Source organism: Acidobacteriota bacterium (assembly GCA_034211275.1).
In the GTDB taxonomy this organism is placed as follows: domain Bacteria; phylum Acidobacteriota; class Thermoanaerobaculia; order Multivoradales; family JAHZIX01; genus JAGQSE01.
The window spans coordinates 11238-30896 of the sequence record JAXHTF010000063.1 but is presented as its reverse complement, the minus strand read 5'-3'; the positions used below and the strand labels follow the sequence as shown (position 1 = coordinate 30896).

The 19659-nt window shown below is 71.1% G+C and carries 2 protein-coding genes; both read right to left on the bottom strand.

What is annotated here, in order from left to right; all coding sequences use genetic code 11:
- The coding region (locus SX243_12025) for an amino acid adenylation domain-containing protein (GenBank protein MDY7093689.1) at positions 1-10784 on the bottom strand (10784 nt) is incomplete at its 3' end.
- Complete coding sequence (locus SX243_12020) at positions 10781-19273, bottom strand: amino acid adenylation domain-containing protein (GenBank protein MDY7093688.1); 8493 nt, start codon at positions 19271-19273, stop codon at positions 10781-10783. The genes SX243_12020 and SX243_12025, both read right to left, overlap by 4 nt.
- Between the last annotated feature and the right edge of the window lie 386 nt (positions 19274-19659).

The following is a 19659-nucleotide window of genomic DNA, read 5'->3' as shown; positions in this document are numbered from 1 at the left end:
AAGAAGCCCACCATCCCTTCGAGCTCCTGAAGACGCCGGTTGGCCACGTCCGTCCCCACCAACAGCCGGATCTCCCCGGTCAGGTGGTGGAGCAGCACCTGGAAGGCGGCCATCAACACCACGAAGAGAGTGGTGTCGGCCTCGCGGGCCAGCTCCTGCAACCCGTCGAGGGGAGCCTGCAGCTCGAAGTGCTCCGTCCTGCCGCGCAGGCTCGCCGCCTCCGGCCGCGGCCGGTCCGCCGGCAGCTCCAGCTCTTGGGGCCATCCCCGAAGCTGTCGGCGCCAGGCGTCGAGCTCCCGCTCCAACCCCTCCCCGGCCAGCCAGGACCGCTGCCAGGCCGCAAAGTCCCCGTAGTCGAAGGGCAGCTGCGGCAAATTCGGCGATCGATTCTCGACCCGCGCCCGGTAGAGCTCCCCCAGCTCCCGCACCAGCACGCCGTTGGACCATCCGTCGCTGACGATGTGATGCAGACAGACCACGGTGACGTGCTCGGTAGCGGAGCGCAGCAACAGCACCGCCCGCAGCAGCGGCCCCCGCTCGAGATCGAAGGGCCGGCGCGCCACGGCCTCGGAAAGCAGCTCCTGGACCGCTTCGGCGCCATCGCCCAGGGCGCTCAGGTCGATCACCGGTAGCGGCCTCGCGGGAACCCCGCCGAGCTCCTGGTGGGGCGTTCCCTGGAGATTGGAGAAGCGGGTGCGCAGCGCGCCGTGGCGATGCACCAGATCCCGCAGCGCCCCTTCCAGCGCTGGCCGCCGGAGCGCTCCCCGGAGCCGGAAGCTGAAGGCCAGGTTGAACGCCGCGGAGCCCGGATTGAGCTGGTCGAGAAACCACAGCCGCTGTTGAGCGAAGGAGAGCGGCGCCGGCCCCGTCTGCTCCCTCGAACCAAAGGGTGGCGGCCCCGGAGGTGGCGACTCGGGGGCTTGCGACCCTGGGGCCGGCGAGCCGACTCCCGCCGCGGCGAGCCGCAGCGCCTGGGCGGCCAGCGTGTTGTGCTCGAAGAGCTCCCGCAGGGGAACCTGCACCCCGAGCTCCGCCGTGATGCGGGCGGAGAGCCGGGTCAGCCCCAGCGAGTGGCCCCCAAGAGCGAAGAAAGAAGTGTCGCGAGGAACCGATTCCAACCCTAGAACCTCGCCCCAAAGAGCCGCCAGCCGGCGCTCCATCTCGCCTTGGGGGAGCTCTTCCCGGCCCACCTCCACCGTCCGCTCCGGCCGCGGCAGCGCGCCCCGGTCGAGCTTGCGGTTGGCGGTCAGGGGCAGGGCGGCGAGCGGCTCGAAGACCGCCGGCACCATGTGCTCCGGCAGGCGGCGGCCCAACGCCGCCCGCAGCTCGCCGAAATCCAAAGCCTCCCCCGCCGGCACCACATAGGCCGCCAGCAGGGGCTCGGCAGCTCTCCCCTCCCCGGCCCCTCCTGCCGCCACCTCCGGAGGCCACAGCGCCACCGCCGCATCGCGCACTCCCGGCTGCGCTTCCAGGGCCGCCTCGATCTCCTCCAGCTCGACTCGGAAACCGCGGATCTTGACCTGCTGGTCCCGCCGTCCGGCGAAGACCACGTTGCCGTCCGCCCGATAGCGCCCCAGATCGCCGGTGCGGTAGACGCGATCCCCGGCCTCTCCGGTGTGCTCGTTGATGACAAAGCGCTCGGCGGTGAGCAGGTCGTCCCCGAAGTAGCCGAGGGCGACATGGGGAGAGCGCACGGAGATCTCGCCCAGCTCTCCGATGCCGGCGAGTCCCTGGCCGCCGGCCGCTTCGACCAGCAGCTGGACGCCTTCCATCCCCCGCCCCAGGGGCAGGACCTCGCTGCCCGGCTCTTCCTTTCCTTCAGAGACTGGCCCCTCAGAGACTGGCCCCTCAGAAACCGGGAAGTAAGCCACCGCCCGCTGGGTCTCCGTCGAACCATAGAGATTGACGCAATGCACCGCCGGCCCCAGCGCGTGCAGCCGCCGTACGTGCTCCCGGGTCAGCGCCTCCCCCACCAGGAAGACGCGCCGCAAAGAAGGCGCCTCGACGCCTTCCGCCCCCTCCGCCAACAGCCGCACCATCGCCGGGGTCAGATGACAGATGGTGACCTCCCGACGGGCCAGCCAGCGGGCCAGGTAGCCGGGCTCGGCAAAGCGCTCCGCCCGTGGAATTTCCAGCACCGCTCCCAATTGCAGGGGCGTGAACACGTCGCGATGCAGCGGATCGTGGGCGATGGACGCCAGCAGGCTGAAGCGATCCTGATCCCCCAGGCCGAAGCGCCGGCTCATCCACGGCGTGAAATGGGTGAGGGAGCCGTGACGCCCCAGCACTCCCTTGGGCAAGCCGGTGCTGCCGGAGGTGAGGCCGACGTAGGCCGGGGAATCGGGGCCCAGATCCGGTTTCGCAGCCTCGCCTCGGGAGAGGGTTGCGAGAAGCTCCGCGCGCCCGGGGGCGAGGTCGATCTGCCCCACGCCGGCCCGCTCCAGGGCCTGGCCGAGCTCCAACGGCACCGCTCCCGCCGCTTCGAGCGCCAGGAGCACCCGGGGCTGAACCCTCTCAGCGGCGGCCACCAGCCGCGACGCCGGGTAGGCCGGGTCGACGATGCTGAAGGCCGCACCGCTGCGCAGCGTGCCTACGATGGCCGCCACCAGGGCGGCGCTGCGGTGGGCGTAGATCAAAACCCGTTCTCCCAGCCCGGCGCCGTGCTCCGCCAGGGTCGCCGCCACGGCCTCCACCACCTGCGCCAGCTCGCCGTAGGTCCAGCTCTCGCCGCCGTCCTCGATCACCGCGGGCCGCCGCGGAGCGTTCCCAGCCCACTCTGCGAACAGCCGGTGCACCGGCCCGCGCCATGTCCGCGGCAGGGGCTCGGTGGGGTCGGGCAGCAGCTGCCGGGCGTGGGCGGTGCGCAGCGACAGGCTCAGCACCGGCGCCTCCGGCCGCTCGGCGGCCTGTTCCAGAACGCCGGAGAGCTGGCGCAGCAGCTCGGCCATGGTCGGTGCCGCGAAGCGCGTCGAGTCGTAGACCAGGTCGAGCTCGAGCTTCTCCGCCACCACCCGCGCGTAGAGGGTCAGATCGAATTTCGGCGGCGGCGACGGGGGCTCCGGCAAGCTCACCGTCAGCCCCGGGAGATCCAGCGTCTGAGCCGGAAAGCTGAGCATATTGACGAACACCTGGAAGATCGGCGTGCGCTCCAGGCTGCGCTCCACCTCGAGCTCCTCCAAGAGCTTCTCGAACGGCAGGTCGCGGTATTCGTAGGCGGCCAAGAAGCGCTCGCGGACCCTTTCCAAGAGCGCCGCGAAGGTCACCCCGGCCTCCAGCTCCACCCGCAGCACCAACGTGTTGAGGAACGGCCCGATGAGATCTTCCAGCGCCTGATGGTCGCGGACGGAAACCGGAGCTCCCAGAACCACGTCGGGCTGCCCGCTCCAGCGCGACAGAACGACCGCCCAGGCGGTGGTGAGCAGCAGGAACGGCGTCACCGCCCGCTCGCGGCATAGGCTGAGCAGCCGGGCGCTGGGCTCGGCTTCCAGACGCAGGCTCTCCAACCCGCCGGCGGGGCGCTCGCTGCCGGCGCGCAGGCGATCCACCGGCAGATCCAGCACCGGCGGGGCCCCGGCGAGCTGACGGCGATAAAAGTCCAGGCCCTGGCGGTGGCGCGCCTCCTGCCGCCGCTGCCACAGCGCAAAATCCGCATACTGCAAAGGCAGCGGCGTGAGCCCCGGCTCGGCTCTCGTTTCGCTGGAGGCCTCGAGGGCAGCCTCCTCCACCACCGCGAGCTCGGCCCGATACCCGGCGCCCACCTCGCGCAACAAGATGCTGCCGGACCAACCGTCGAAGACCGCGTGATGAGCCGCCAGCAACAGGCGATGCCGCCGCGCCCCGGTGCGCACCAGGAGCATCCGGAAGAGGGGGCCGGTGGCGAGATCGAAGCGAGCGTGGACCAGGCGCCGAAGGAGCTGCTCCAAAAGCGCCCCTCGGTCCATCGACGCCAAGGCACCGAGATCGACCCGGGGAAGGCGCACCGGAACCCGTTCCAGGACCAGCTGCTGGGGCACGCCGTCGCGGCTGCTCAGCACGGTGCGGAGAATCTCGTGACGCCGGACCACCCGGGCCAGCGCCGCCTCGAGGGCCGCAGCGTCGAGCTCGCCGTCGAGGTCGAGAGCCAGGGGCATGGCGTAGGCACCGGGCTCCGCCCCCAGGCTCTCCAGGAACCACAGCCGCTGCTGAATCCAGGACGCCGGTGCCGGATTGGGCGCCGGGTTGGACGCCGTGCTGCCGGCCAAGGGCGTTTGCTCCGCCGGCTCCCGCCGCGCCTCGCCGAGCCGTGCCGCGACGCCCCGCACCGTCGGATGCTCGAAGACGGTGCGCACCGGCAGCGTCACCCCGAAGACCTCGCGAATCCGGGCGAGCAGCCGGACGGCCAGCAGGGAATGGCCTCCCAGGGCGAAGAAGTCGTCCTCGGGAGCAATGGGGGAGCGGTCGAGGGCCTGTTCGAAGAGCCCGACGAGGATCTCTTCCTCCGCCGTCCGCGGCCCTTCGCCGGCGCTGCTGCCGGTAGCGAGATCCGGCGCCGGCAGAGCCCCCCGGTCAATCTTGCCGTTGGGGGTGTGGGGCAGCCGTTCCAAAACCACGAAATGAGCGGGCACCAACGCCGGCGGCAGCTGGCTCGCCAGCCGACGGCCCAGATCGCCCGCCTCCACCGAAGCCCGGGAACAGCCGACATAGGCCACCAGCTGGGCTTCCTCGCCGAGACCGGGGCGAGCCAGCACCGCCGCTTCCTCGACCTCCGGCATCCGGCTGAGGGCTGCCTCGATCTCCGTCAGCTCGACGCGGAAACCCCGCAGCTTGACCTGGTGGTCGCGGCGGCCGAGGAAGTGCAGCTCACCGTCCACGCCCCAGCGCGCCAGATCCCCGGTGCGATACAGCCGCCCTCCCGGCCGCGGGGAGAAGGGGTCCGGCACGAAGCTCTCGGCGGTACGGCCGGGCCGGCCGAGGTAACCCCGGGCCAACCCGTCGCCGGAGAGACATAGCTCCCCCACCACCCCCACCGGCGCCGGGCGCCGGGCCGCGTGCAGCACCCGCGCCTGGGTTCCGCCGATGGCGCGGCCGATGGTGGGCTCGCGGTCATCCGCCAAAGGCACCGGCGCCGCCGTCGAGTAGGTCGTGTCCTCCGACGGACCATAGAGATTCCACACCCGCCGCACCGCCGAGGCGGCCTGCAGCGACCGCACCAGATCCCGCCGCAGCGGCTCGCCGGCGAGGTTGACGGTCCCGATGGAATCGGGGAGCCGCCCCAGCGCGAGCACCGCCGCGAGGGCGGAAGGCACCGTATTGACCAGCGTCACCCGGGTCTCCGTCCCCAGCTCCGCCAACGCCAGAGCGTTGTCCACCAGGACCACCGTGCCGCCGCGGCAGAGGGTGACGAAGACCTCGAAGACCGAGAGGTCGAAGCACAAAGAGGTGACCGCCAGGACTCCCGCCAACTCCTCGTCGGCGAAGGCCTGCCGCGACCAGCGCACCAGCGCCAGGGCGCTGCGGTGCTCGATGGCCACCGCCTTGGGGCGCCCCGTGGAGCCCGAGGTGTAGATCAGATACGCCAGCTGGCGCGGATCGATGGCCGGCGCATCGGCGTCCGGGAGGGGGCTTTCCGGACTCACCGGCTCCGGTGCGGCGACCGTGTCCAGGGAGACGGTGGCGACCCCGGCGGCGCGGCACACCGGCTCCAGGTGAGCGTCGCAGATCGCCCCTCGGGCCCCGCTGTCCTCGAGCATGGTTTGCAGCCGCGCCGGCGGATATTCGGGATCGAGAGGCAGGTAGACCGCGCCCGCCCGCAGGACGCCGAGGAGCGCCGCGAGGGTTTGCGGCGTCCGCCGGGCTGCCACCGCCACCACCTCCTCCGGCCCCACGCCGAGAGCGCGCAGCTCCAGGCTCCACCCCGTCGCAAGGGCCGCCAGCCGGCCATAGGACCAGTTCTCGCCCCGCCACCGCACCGCCGTGGCCTCAGGCCGCATCACGGCCCGGGCAGCGAAGGCGCTCCAAAGATCCGTCTCCGATGCGCCGGCGGTGAGCTCCGGCCGATGCTGCCATTCCACCAGGAGCTGGTGCCGCTGCGCCGCGGTCAGCGGGCTGAGCGCTTCCAAGCTGGCGTCAGGAGCTTCCAGAGCGGCCTGCAGCAAGCACCCCAGCTGCCCCGCCAGCCGCCGCCGAGTGGTCGCCTCGAAGCGATCCGCGGACAACTCCAGAGTCATCTCCAGCGCGTCATCCCGAAACGCCGCCGCCAGCGTCAGATCGAATCGCGCCGCTCCGGTGTCGAGGGGGCGAAGGCTGGCCCGCAGCCCGGCGAAACGAGGACGGGGGATCTCCTGCTGCAGCACCAACAGGACCTGGAAAATCGGCGAGCTGCCCAGGTCCCAGCGGTCTCCCAGCTCCCGCACCAGCTCTTCGAAGGGCAGATCGCGGCCGGCGTAAGCCGCGAGGAAGGATCGGCCGGCGGCGGCGACCTGCTCCCGAAGCGCAGCACCGGGACGCACCCCGGTGCGCAGGACCAAGGTGTTGACGTACAAACCGACGGCCCGCTGGAGCTCCGGCCTCTCCCGTTGCGCCACCGGCGTGCCGAAGACCAGATCCGTCTGCCCGGTCCAACGCCACAGAGCGGTCTCGAGCACGGCGGCGAGCACGGCGAAGGGAGTGGCCCGGCACTCGCGGGCGAGGGATCGCAACCGCTCCCCGGTCGCCGGTGGCAGAGGCACCGGAAGGGTTTCTCCGCGGTGGCCGGAAATCGCCGGCGGTGGCCCGTCGAAGGGCAGATCGAGGGCCGCCGGAGCCCCCGCCAGTCGCTCCTTGGCGTTTTCCAACAGCGCGCCAAGCATCTCGTCGTCGAGGATCATCCGCTGCCATAGAGCGTGATCCGCCACCTGTAGCGGAACCTCCGGCAGCAGCGCGGGGCGCTGGTGCACCAACGCTCCGTAGACCTCCGCCAGCTCGTCGAAGAGAACGGCTAAAGCGCCCCCGTCGACGGCAATGTGGTGCGCCACCAGGCACAGCGAGTAGGAGCTCTCGGCGCGGTGCAGCAGGACCGCTCGCAACGGCAGATCGCGGGAGAGCTCGAACGGCCGCCGAGCCCACCGCGTCTCCAAGACCCGCCACCAGGCCGGCGGCCGGTCCGAGGTGCCCCGTAGGTCCACGACCGTCAAGCAGCGCTCCGGCACCGGCATCACCCGCTGCTCCGGGGCGCCGTCCGCTGCTTCGAGGAAGAAGGTGCGCAGGGCCTCGTGGCGGTCCATCACCTCGAGCAGGGCCTGCTCCAAAGCCCCCGGATCGAGATCGCCGTCGAGGTCCAGCGCCATGGGCAAGTGGTACACCGCCTGCCCCGGCTGCAGCCGGTCGAGGAACCACAGGCGTTCCTGAGCCGGCGACAGCGGCAGCCTTGGAGGCCGCGCCCCGGGCCGCAGCTCCGGCAGCCGGCGGCGGCCTTCGCCGTCGATGCGCTCCGCCAGCTGGGCCACAGTCGGGGCTTCGAAGATCCACGGCACGGGAACCTCGCGTTCCAAGGCCTGGGCCAGCCGCGAGGCCAGGCGCGCCGCCAGCAACGACTGACCGCCGAGAGCGAAGAAGGAATCGTCGATGCCCACCTTCGGCCGCTCCAACAGCTCCTGGTAGAGAGTCACCAGCACTCCCTCCAGCGGGCTGCGGGGAGCGCGGTAGGGGGAGCCGGCTTCGTCCCGGCCGATGTCCTCCGAGGCCAGGCGCCGAAGCTCGCGCCGGTCGATCTTGCCGTTGGCGGTCAGGGGCAGGGCGTCCAGCGACCGGAGCTCCGAGGGCACCAGCGGCTCCGGCAGCCGAGCGCGCAGCTCCGCCGACAGCGCCTCCGGCGTCCAGGAGACTCCCCGAGCGCCGCTGACGAAGGCCACTAGCCGGCGCTGGGCGAGCTCCCCCACCGCCACCACCGCCGCCTCCGCCACCTGCGGCAGAGCGCCGAGGGCGACCTCGATCTCCCCCAGCTCGATGCGGAAGCCGCGGAGCTTGATCTGCTGGTCTCGCCGCCCCAGATACTCCAGGCGGCCGTCGGCGAGGAAGCGGCCGAGGTCCCCGGTGCGGTAGAGCCGGCCGCCGTCGCCGGCGGGATCGGGCACAAACCCTTCGGCGGTGGCTCGGGGGCGACGGAAATAGCCTCGCGCCAAGCCCGCTCCGGCGAGCACGATCTCCCCCGGAACGCCGAGGGGCAGGAGCTGCAAGGCCCCATCCACCACGTAGGCCCGACCGCCGTCCACCGGCCGGCCGATGGTGGGCTCGCCGGCGGTACCCCGCTCGCCGCCGCGCCGGGACACCACCGACCACGTGGAGTAGGTCGTATCCTCCGACGGGCCGTATAGGTTGCACACCCGATCGACCCCGCCGAGCCGGTAGACGCGATCCACCAGCGCTCCCCTCAGCGGCTCCCCGGCCAGGTTCACGGTGCGCAGATCGGGGCAGCGAAAATCCTGCTGCACCAGCTCCGCCAGCGCCGAAGGAACGGTGTTGACCAGCGTCGGTCCGGCGACGGAATTGAAGGCGCCGTGGTCCTGCCCAAGCTGCGCCAGCTCCAGAGCGTCCCGCAGCACCAACACCGTGCCGCCGGCCTGGAGGGGGGCGAAGAGCTCGAAGATCGAAAGATCGAAGCTCAGGGACGTGGTGGCGGCGACCACCGCCAGCTCCTCGGCGGTGTAAGCCCGCGCCGCCCAGGCCAGCAGCGCCGCGGCCTGACGGTGCTCGATGGCCACCGCCTTGGGCCGGCCGGTGGAGCCGGAGGTGTAGATCAGGTAGGCCAGATTCTCGGGCCGAGCTGGCGGCAAGACTGGCGGCGGGACTGGCGGCGGCTCGGGTGACGAGACGGCCGCGGCCCGCCCCGGCGCCGGCTCCGAGACGAGCCTCCCCTGGGCGTCGAGCACCAACCGTCGGAGACCGGTGGAGCCGCCCTCGGCGGCGTCGAAGCGCGGATTCTCCGGCAGATCCGTGAACACCCAAGCCGCTCCGCTGTCCTCGATCAAAAACCGCTGGCGCTCCGGCGGATAGGCAGGATCCACGGGCACATAGGCGGCACCGCTGCGCAGCACCGCCAGCAGAGCAGCGACCATCGCGGGAGTTCGCTCCATGCGCACCGCCACCAAGGTCTCCGCCCCCGCTCCGAGCTGCCTCAGCCGGAGAGCCAGCTCCCGGCTCCGCGCCTCGAGCTCGCCGTAGGTGAACCGCGTCTCCCGGCCGATCACCGCCACCGCTTCGGGGTGCCGACGCGCCGCCTGGAGAAATCCGTCAAAGAGAGTCCCGGAAGCGCCCTCCGCGGCCCGTCCGCTCCACTCGTAGAGCAGGCAATGACGTTCCGACACGGCGAGCTTGGACCAACGGCCGACGGCGCCGGGGGAAGCTTCCATCGCCCGCCGAATCAACCCCTCCCAGCGCCGCGCCAGCCGCTGGGCGGTGGTGCCGTCGAAGAGATCCGCGCTCGCCTCGAGCCAGCCGCCGAGGCCGCCGTCCGGCTCCCGCCGCAGCTGCAACAGCAGATCGAGCTTGGCCGTGCCGTTGGGCACGTCGTCGACCTCGATGCCGAGGCCCGGCAGGGCCATCTCCGCGGGAGCCTCGTCCAAAGCCAGCAGGACCTGCACCAGAGGAGGGTGGGACAGACCGCGGCGGGGCACCAGCCTTTCGACCATCTGCTCAAACGGAACCTCCTGCCGGTCCAAGGCCCACCCCGCGGTCTTGCCCACCGCTTGCAGATGGTCCCGAAAGCTCGCTGCCGGACGCACCCGCAGCCGCAACGGCAGGGTATTGACGAAGAAGCCGACGAGCCCCGCCACCTCGCTGCGGCGCCGGTTGGCCACGGGGGTGCCGATCACCAGGTCGCGGCCGGCGCCGTGGGCCTCCAGCAGCAGCGCCACCGCGGCGGCGAGGGCGACGAAGAGGCTGGTGCCCGCCTCCTCCGTCAGCTGCCGCAAAGCGTTCAGCTGAGCCGCCGGAACTCGGATCGGCGCCCGATGGCCGCGGCTGCTGCGCAGGACCGGCCGCGGCCGATCCCCGGCGAGCTCCACCACCGGCGCTCCCTCCAGCTCGGCGCACCACTCGTCTAGCTGTTGGCGGATCGCCGGAGTCTCGAGCCGGGAGCGCTCCCAGGCGGCGTAGTCGGCATATTGCACGGGCAGCTGCGGCAGACCGCCGGAAGCTCCTTCCTCGGCGGCGTAGAGCTGCCCGAGCTCGCGGACCAATAAACCCATGGACCAGGCGTCGCAGACGATGTGGTGCAGCTCCAGGACCAGCCAATGCTCGTGGTGGCCCAGACGCAGCAGCAGCGGTCTGAGGAGCGCATCGGCGGCCAGGTCGAAGGGTTGCCCGGCCAGACGCCGGGCCAGCTCGCCGGCGCGATCTCGCGCCGGGCCGGCGCCGAGAGCTGTCAAATCCACCACCGGCGGATCTTGCCGGGCGCCTTCCACCACCGCCTGGCGCGGCCCATCCTCCCCATCGACGAAGACCGTGCGCAGGATTTCGTGGCGCTCCCTCACCCGGCGCAGGGACCGCGCCAGGGCCGCCGGCCGCAGCCGCCCCCGGAGCCGCGCCGCAGCGCAAAGAGTGTAGGCGGTGTCGTCGCGATCCAGTCGGTGCAGGAACCACAGCCGCTCTTGAGCCGTCGAGAGCACGAAGTCCCGGCCGTCCCGCGGCAGCCGGGGGATCGCCTCGGCGGCGCGGGGAGCGGCTTCGCCGGCTCCCGAAGTGGCTCCGGAGGCCGGCCGTAACCGCTTGATCAGCTGCGCCAGCTGCTCCGGGGACAGGCCTTCCAATTTGCTGGTGCCGGAGCTCACGGCTCACCTACCCCGGTAGCGACCATCGCGGCGGAGAGCGCCGCGGAAGCGGTCTCCCCATCGGCTTGCTCGAACAGCCTGCGGGCGATCTGCTCGGTCAATCCGGCAACCGTGGGCCGTTCGAGGAAATCGCTCACCGCCACGTCCGCCCCCAAGAGCTCCGCCACCTGCGACAGCATCTGGGTCAGCTGCAGGGAGTGGCCCCCGAGGTCGAAGAAGGGCGTCTCCACACCGATGGGCTCGACTCCCAAGGCCTGGCTCCAGATCTCCGCCACCAGCATCTCGATCTCGGTCCGGGGAGCGACGAACCCGCTCCGCTCCGAGAGCCGGGGCAGGGGCAGGGCCGCCAGGTCGATCTTGCCGTTGGCGGTGAGGGGCCAGCGCTCCACGGCGGCAAAGAAGGCCGGCACCATGTAGGCCGGCAGCACCCGGCGCAAAGCCCCCCGCACTCCGTCCGAGTCCGGCTCCGGAGCTCCCGCCTCGAGACGCCAATAGGCGACCAGCCGGCCCTCGACGCCCGCCACCAGCACGTCCTCGATACCGGTGAGAGCGCGTAGCTGGACCTCCACCTCTCCGGGCTCGATGCGATGCCCGCGCACCTCCAGCTGCCGGTCCAGCCGGCCCAGGAAGTCAACGGTCCCGTCACCGCGCAGGCGGACGCGATCACCGCTGCGATACAGCCGTTCCCCGGCCAGACCGCTCCAGGGATCGGGCACGAAACGCTCGGCGGTCGATCTCGGGCGCCCCAAATACCCGCGCGCCAACCCGGCGCCGCCGACCAACAGCTCACCGGCTGCCCCCAGAGGCGCCGGTTCCCCCTCGGGGCCGGCCACGAAGACCCGCAGATCGTCGATAGGGCGACCGATGGAGGGCGGCCCGGGCTGCCCCGCGTCCACCCGGCCGGCGGTGGTGACCACCGAGCACTCGCTGGGGCCATAGTGATTGATCACAGCGAAAGACAGTCCCGCCGGCGGCGTGGCGCGCAGCCGGTCCCCACCGGTGAGCAGGGCTTCGAGCTCCGAACCGAGATCGGCGTCCTGGGCCAACACCGCCTCCGCCACGGGGGTGGGCAGGAAGCAGGTCTGGATTCGATGCTCGCGGAGGAATCGGCTTAGAGCTCGGGGATCCTTGCGCGTCTCCTCGTCCACCAGGCTCAGGCGGCCGCCTCCGGCCAGGCAGGGCCAGACCTCCCAAACCGCCGCATCGAAGCCCAATCCGGCCAGCTGGGTGGACCTTCGTTCGAGCCCGTAGCGGCGCCCGTGCCAGGCCACCAGATGGTCCAGGCCCCGGCGGCTGATGGCCACCCCCTTGGGGCGGCCGGTGGAACCGGAGGTGTAGACGACGTAAGCGAGCTGGTCCTGACGGGTTCTCACCGCCGGGGGCGTCGCCGGCAACGCGGCCAGCCGGGGCCGGTGCTCCTTGGGGTCGAGCAGAACCGCGGCCGAGAGCCCCTCGCCCCCTTCGCTCCGCCACCGCTCCCTCAGGGTCGGATCGGTGAGCACCCGGCGAGCGCCGCTGTCGTCGACCATCCAGGCCAGTCGCTCCATGGGCTGGTTGGGATCGAGGGGCAAATACGCGGCCCCCGAAGCCAGCACCGCCAGCTGGGCAACCACCCGATCGGCGGACGACGGCATCAGCACCGCCACCACCGACTCCGGCCCGAGCCCTTCTGCGACCAGCAGATGAGCGAGACGCGCGGCCCGCTCGCCCAGCTCGCCGTAGGTCAGCTCGAAACCGCCCTCCTTCAACGCGGCCCGGGACGGAGCCCGCTCCGACCAGCGGAAGATCGCCTCGACGGCGGAAGACGCCGCGGCGGTGGCGATATCGTTCCACTCCACCAGCAGCTGATGCCTCTCCGCCGGCGACAGGACCGGCAGATGGGCCATCGCCGGGTCCCGGGCATCGGCCTCCGCCAGGGCCTGCGCCAGGTCCCGCCAGCTGCGCAGCCAACGGGCCGCAGTGGTGGCCGCCAGCCGTTGCCGTGGGAATTCGAGGGATAGGTGCAGGCTACCGTCCCGCCGCTCCTCGGCGTTCAAGGACAGGGCGAATTTCGCCGTGTGGGTAGGAATCGCCCGGCAACGGGCCGTCGCCTCGCCGAGGCGCAAGCTCGGCCAGGCGGGCTCCACCGCCACCACCACCTCAGGAGCCCGAGCCGCGGAGCTCAGCCCCCGGCGCTGGTCGTCGACGGCCCGCAGAACCTCTCGCCGCACTCGCGCCAGCAAATCGCCGGCGGACGTTCCGGCCTCCCAGCGAAGCTCCAGCGGCGCCACTTCCACCAGCGGCCCCACCACCCGCTCCAACCATTCTGAGGACCGCCAGGACACGGGCGCTCCCAGCAGCATCCGGCGCGAGCCGCCGAGGCGGGCCAGGAGCTCGGCGAACACCGCCGTCACGGCCATGAACAAAGACACCCCCCGGCGCCGGGCCAGGCCGCGTAGGGCATCCGCCGCCGAAGCCGGCAGCCAATCCTCCACCCGCGCGCCTTCGAGCTCTCCCAGCTCTCCGCCCGGGGCATCCCAGGGCAGCTCCAGCTCCCGGCTCTCCATCGCTTCCCCGGATTCCGCCGCGGAAAGCGAACGCCGCCACCGGGCGACCTGCTGAAAGTGCACCGGCGCCGGGGCGAGCTGCTCGCCGGCCAGCATCTGCTCCAGCTCGCGGAGCAACAGCCGCAGCGATTCGCCGTCCGCCACCAGGTGGTGGAGCACCAGGAGGAGCTGATGGCGCCCGGCGCCGAGGCGGATCAAAGCGCGCCGAAACGGTGCCTCCACGGCGAGGGCGAATCCCTTCCGGGCGAGGCGCCGGGCCAGCTCCGCCGCCGCCCTGGGAGCCTCTTCCAGCCCCGAGAGATCGGCCACCGGGAGCGGCCGGCGGCGGGTGGGAGCGGTGTGCTGCAAAGGTTTTCCAGCGCTCTCCACGAAGCGGGCTCGAAGAATCCGGTGGCGTCGCTCCAAGGCGTTCAAGGCCCGCATCAGATGCCGCGGCTCGAAGTGCCCTTCGAGCTCTAAACAACCCGCCAGGTTGTACACCGGCGAAGCGGGATCGAGCTGCTGATGGAGCCACATACGCTCCTGCCCCGGGGCCAACGGTGAGGGATCGGCGAGGGCCGGCAGATCCGGAGCCGCCGGGGCCGAGGTCCCGCGCCGCTCCGCCACCAGCCGTGCCAGCGCTCGGGGAGTCGGATGATCGAAAATCTCCGATAGTGCCAGCTCGACCTCGCAGGCGTTGCGCAGCCGGGCGACCAGCCGGGACGCCAGCAGAGAGTGGCCGCCGAGATCGAAGAAGCTCTCGTCCGCGCCGATCTCCTCGGCCTCCAGGACGGCTTCGAACAGGCTCACCACCAGCGCCTCGTAATCACCTCCCGGGATCGCCCGGTCTTCTTTCGCGGCATCCCCCGGGGCCGCCGGCTGCGGCAGTGCGGCGCGGTGGAGCTTGCCGTGGGCGTTCCGAGGCAGGTCCTCGAGGCTCATCCAGACGGCCGGGATCATGTACTCGGGCAGTACCGCCCGCAGGTGCTCCGCCAGCTCCCGGGACTCGGCGGCGGCCGGCCCCACGACGTAGGCGACCAGCCGCTGGGAGCCTCCGGGACCGCTGCTGCCCACCACTGCCGCCTCCCGCACCCCGGGATAGGAAACCAGCGCCGCCTCGATCTCCCCCAGCTCGACTCGGAATCCGCGCACCTTGACCTGGTGATCGATGCGTCCGAGGAAGCGTAGGACGCCGTCCGCATCCTGAACCACCAGGTCTCCGGTCCGGTACATCCGGGCGCCGGGCTCCGCGGGGTAAGGGTCCGGTACGAAGGAACGGGCGGTTCGGCCCGGCTCGCCCAGATAGCCCCGCGCCAATCCCGCCCCTCCCAACCACAGCTCGCCGGCTAGCCCGCAGGGCTGGAGCCGCGCACCGCGGCTCATCACGACGGCCCGGGTCCCGGCCACAGCCCGGCCGATGGGCGGTGCCCCGGAGTCCCCCGAGGTGATCTCGGCGAAGGTCGAGTAGGTGGTGTCCTCCGACGGGCCGTAGAGATTGAACAGCCGGAGCTTGGCCGCCGCGGCGTCGACGGATGGTTCCAACAGGCGCTGCGCCAGAGCTTCCGGCAGCGCTTCCCCGGCGAGGTTCACCGTCCGCACCGAATCCGGCAGCAGGCCCCTTTCGAGCAGCGCCTCGAGAGCCGAAGGCACGGTGTTGACCAGCGTCAAGTCGGTACGGGGGAGGGCGAGCACATTCTCCGCCAGCACTACCGTGCCACCGACGGACAGCGGCAGGAAGAGCTCGAAGACCGAGAGGTCGAAGGTCACCGGCGTGGCCGCCAGCGTGCGCCTCAGATCCTCCGGAGAAAAGACCGTGACCGCCCAATCGAGCAGCGCCGCCACCCCGCCGTGGCGAATTCCCACCGCCTTCGGCCGGCCGGTGGAGCCCGAGGTGAACATCGCGTAGGCGAGCTGGTCGGGAAAAGGCCGGCGGGAGAGCAACGCTGCCATCGAGGCCGGCGCCGGCGAGGTCCCGGCCTCCGCCGCCGGCCGCGGCGGCGGTGCGAGCACCGTCACCGCTTCGGCCCCGGACCAGCGGCAAGCGAGCTCGAGATCGCTGACCACGAAGCGGGCGCAGCAGCTCTCGAGCATTGCGTCCAGCCGCGCCGGCGGATGGCCGGGATCCATGGGGATGTAGAAACCGCCGGCGGCGAGAATTCCCAGCAGGGTCGCCACCAGCTCCGGCCCCCGCCGGAGACAAACCGCCACGCCCTCATCGGCTTCGAGACCCTGGTCGAGCAGGCGCCGCTGCACCGCCAGGGCCCACAGCCCCAGCTCGGCATAGCTCAGCTCTCGGCTCTCCCCATCCTGTGCTCCGTCCGTCGCCAGCGCCAAGGCCGGCGCGTGGGGAGTGCGCCGCATTTGCCCCGCGATCCTCGCCAGCAAATCCTGCCAGGGTTTTGCGGGCAGCCGAGGGGCGGTCCCCGCCGCCAGCACCGCTTGGCGCTCCCGGCGATCCATCAGCGCCAGAGCCTCCACCGGCCTCTCCGGAGCCTCCGCCCCTTCCTCCAACAGCCGCCGGAGGTAGCCCAGCAGCCGCTCCCCGGTTGCAACGTCGAAGAGGTCACGATCCGCTTCGAGGCCCAGAAAGCAGCTGCCGTCGGCCCGCTCCGCCGCGTGCAGCTGGAGATCGAAAAGCGCCGGACGCCGCTCCAGCTCGACGGCCTCCAACCGATAGCCACCGAGGTTCACAGCCGCTCCCGGCACGCCGGCGGCGAGCTCTGACAAGCCCGCCGGCGCATGGGAGGACTCGCCGTAGAACACCAGCATCATCCGGCCAAGGCCAGCGGCCTCGCCGTCCACGGGGTCGCTGGCCACCGGGTCGCTGGCCACCGGGTCGCTGGGCGAAGGGCTGCGGGCCTGCTCCACGATGTGAGCGAAGGGCAGATCCCGGTGCCGGAGGGCGTCAGAGACCCGCCGACGGCTGCGCCCCAACAACTCTTCGAGTCCCCCACGGCCTTCGAGGACGGAGCGCAAGGGCAGCAGGTTGACGCGATAGCCCACGGGCTCGTCCACCGGCAGGGGCCCCGGCGTCGCCACCGGAGTCACCAGCAGAAAATCTCGCTCTCCGCTCAACCGGGCGACCAGGATCTGAAGCGCCGCGAAGAGCAAAACGAAGGGGGTCGCCCCTTGCCGTCCCGCCACCCCGCGAGCTCGGGACCATGCCTCGGGGGGCACAACGGTGTGTGCGATGCCCGCTCGCCAGGAGCGCCGTGCGGGAGGCGGGCGGTCCACCGGCAGGGCCGGGGGCGACGGCAGAGCCTTCAGCTCACGCCGCCAGAATTCCCGCAGGCGATCTCCCCGCTCTCCCTTCAGCCAGGCCGTCTGCCAACGAATCCAGGCGTCGTAGGAGGGCCGGACGACGGCTGGCGCCTCGGCCTCCTCGGGTATTTCCTTGGACATCTCGTCCGCCAGCTGACGGACCAGCGTCGCCAGGGAAAGAAAGTCCACCACCAGATGGTGGGCGGACCACACGACGACGTCTTCACCGCCGCCGCGGAAGATGTCCAGACGCATGAGCGGATCGTGAGCCAGGTCGAAGGGTCTCAGCGCCGCCTCGGCCAGCGCCGCCCCAAGATCCGTCTCGGACTCCTGGCCCATCGCGTGCTCGATCACCGCCAGACGGGAGCCGTCCCGCCGCCGGCGTCTCAGCCGCCCGTCTGCGTCGAGCGCGAAGCTCTGGCCCAGCTCGTCGTGGCGCTGTGCTACGCGGCCCAAGGCGGCGGCCAAACGGTCCGCCGGACTGTCGTTTTTTCCGCTGCCCAGGCCGGCCCGCAGCCGCAGGGCGCGGGCGACGTTGTAGCGGGCCGCGGATGGGCGGAGCTGTTCGAGAAAGTAGATCGACTCCTGCCCCACCGAGGCCTCCTCGGTCCGCTCACTCGACACCTCGCCAGGCAGCTCAACGGTCTTGGGGCCGGGGCTCTCGCCGGGAGCGGCGGAGGCCGAGCGCTCCGCCCCAGCCTTCGCCACGAGCTCCCGCAGGGCGCCCAGGGAGATCCCTTCGAACAGCTCCTCGAGGGCGATGATGGCGCCGAGCTCCCCCTCGATGTCGTGGGTCAGCTCCATGGCCCCCAGGGAGTCGAGCCCCGAGGCCATCAGGTCGCGCTCCTCGTCCAGCGTCTCCGCCGCCCGGCCCAGCCGGCGAGCAACCAGGAACCTCAGGCGGTCCTCGAAGCCCTCCTCCGCCGCGCCCACCGTCCAGGAGGCCTCGGGCCGCGTCTCCTCGGGCCTGCCCTTCCGCGCCGCCACCACCTCCAGCTCTCCGGCCTCGAAGGCGGCCCGACAGGCGCGGCGCCGGACCTTGCCACTGGAGGTTCGGGGCAACGTCCGCTGGCGGATCAACACCACCTCCTCCGCCACCAATCCCTCGCGCTCCGCCAGCGCCCGGCGCAGCTCCTCCAGGGCTTCCGGCGCTTCGCCATGGCGCCGGCGGTCGATCTCCTGGACCACCACCAGCTCTTCTCCGCCGGGGCCTTCGACGGAGAAGGCCGCCGCACCGTCGGCGAGGAGCGCCGGATGACTCTCCCCCGCCACCCTCTCGACGTCCTGGGGATAGATGTTGCGGCCCCGGAGGATGATCAGGTCCTTGAGCCGACCGCTGATGAAGAGCTCCCCCCGCCGGCGAAATCCTAGATCCCCGGTCCGCAGCCAGCCCTCGGCATCCTCGCCGGCCTCGGTTCCTTCCAGGCGGGCTCCGAAGATCCGTTGGGACTCTTGCCTGCGTTGCCAATAACCGTCCGCCACGCTGTCGCCGGCCAGCCAGATCTCTCCGATGCGGCCGTCGGTAACCCGCCGCCGCGTCTTCGGATCCACCACTTCAAGCCGTAGATCCGCCGCCGGGCGACCGCTGCTCACCAGCGGGCGGCCGCCGGACGGGGCGGGGCCGGCGATCCCCGCGGCGAGGTCTTGGCGATCAAACCGCTCGATCTCCGGCGGTCGGGCTACCGCCCCACCGGAAACAAAGAGAGTCGCCTCGGCGAGGCCATAGCAGGGATAGGCGGCTTCGGGACGGAAACCGTGGGGGGCGAAGGTTGCAGCGAAGCGCTCCAGCGTCCCGGCGTCGACCGGCTCGGAGCCGTTGAAAGCCACTTCCCAGGAGCTCAAATCCAGATCTTCCGGCACCCCGGCCCCGGCTTTGTCGACGCACAATCCGTAAGCGAAGCTCGGCCCGCCGCTGACCGTGCCCCGAACCTGCCCGATGAGCTCCAGCCAGCTCAATGGGCGCTGCAGGAAGGCCAGCGGTGACATCAGGTGGCAGGGGGCTCCGACGAAAAGGGGCTGGAGCACGATGCCGATGAGCCCCATATCGTGGTAGAGCGGCAGCCATCCGACCACCACCGAGTCCCCGTCGGTGGCGAAGCCGGCCTGAATCAGGCGCTGGTTGTGCAGCAAATTGCCGTGGGTGATGCGCACACCCTTGGGAGAACCAGTGGAGCCGGAGGTGTATTGGAGGAAGGCGAGGCTGTCCACGGTGAGACGCTGAGGAACCCACTCGCCCGCGGTCCCAGCGTCGAGCTCCTGGGGCGTGACCAGGATCTTTCCCCGCAGCTCCGGCCAGTCACCGGCCAGCGACTGGATGCGGTCGGCGATCTTCGGCGTGCATAGGAGCACCCGGGGCTCTGAATCTTGGAGCACCGCCCGGAACCGGCCTGCGATATTGCGACGGGAAGGAGGATAGGTGGGGACGGCCACCACGCCGGCGTAAATGCAGGCGAAGAAAGCGGCGATGTAGTCCGTGCCCGGGGGAAAGAGCAACATGCAACGCTCTCCGACGGCCCCCAGGGCTTGAAGCGAAGCCCCCCAGCTCCTGCTGCGGTCGGCCAGCCCCTCATAGGTCAGGGTCTCGACCACCGACAGATCACTGCCGGAGTGGAAGTGGAAGGCCCGCCGACGGACCACGGGATCCCCAGCCTGGCCTTCGAGGAGGTCCCTCAAGTTCCAGGGCTGCGGTACCGATATCGGCACGATCAATCCCTACGCGAACGTTGTTGATGGAAAAGCAAAAGCGGCGCTACCTAAATCTCAGGCCCGACAACATGGTTGTAGGGTCGGGAATCGGCCCTGCAAAAGGCCCAACCTTTCCCGACTATTCCAAGGAAAGCCGGTCTTAGCGCTGGATGCGCTGGCTCCAAGAAGACCGACGAGAAATATGGACCCTAGATGTCGACCATCGCACAAGTGGCTCAGCCATAAATTCTATACGAAGGTTTATCTTTATGCCAATTAAACAACTAACTCCTGTTTCAGTAAGAAGAACCTACAGGAGATCCTGGACAGTCAAGCATCTTGTCTAGGGGCTCGTAGGAACGCCCGGCTCGCTAACGCGGGAATCGCCTGGCTCTTCGGAGGGG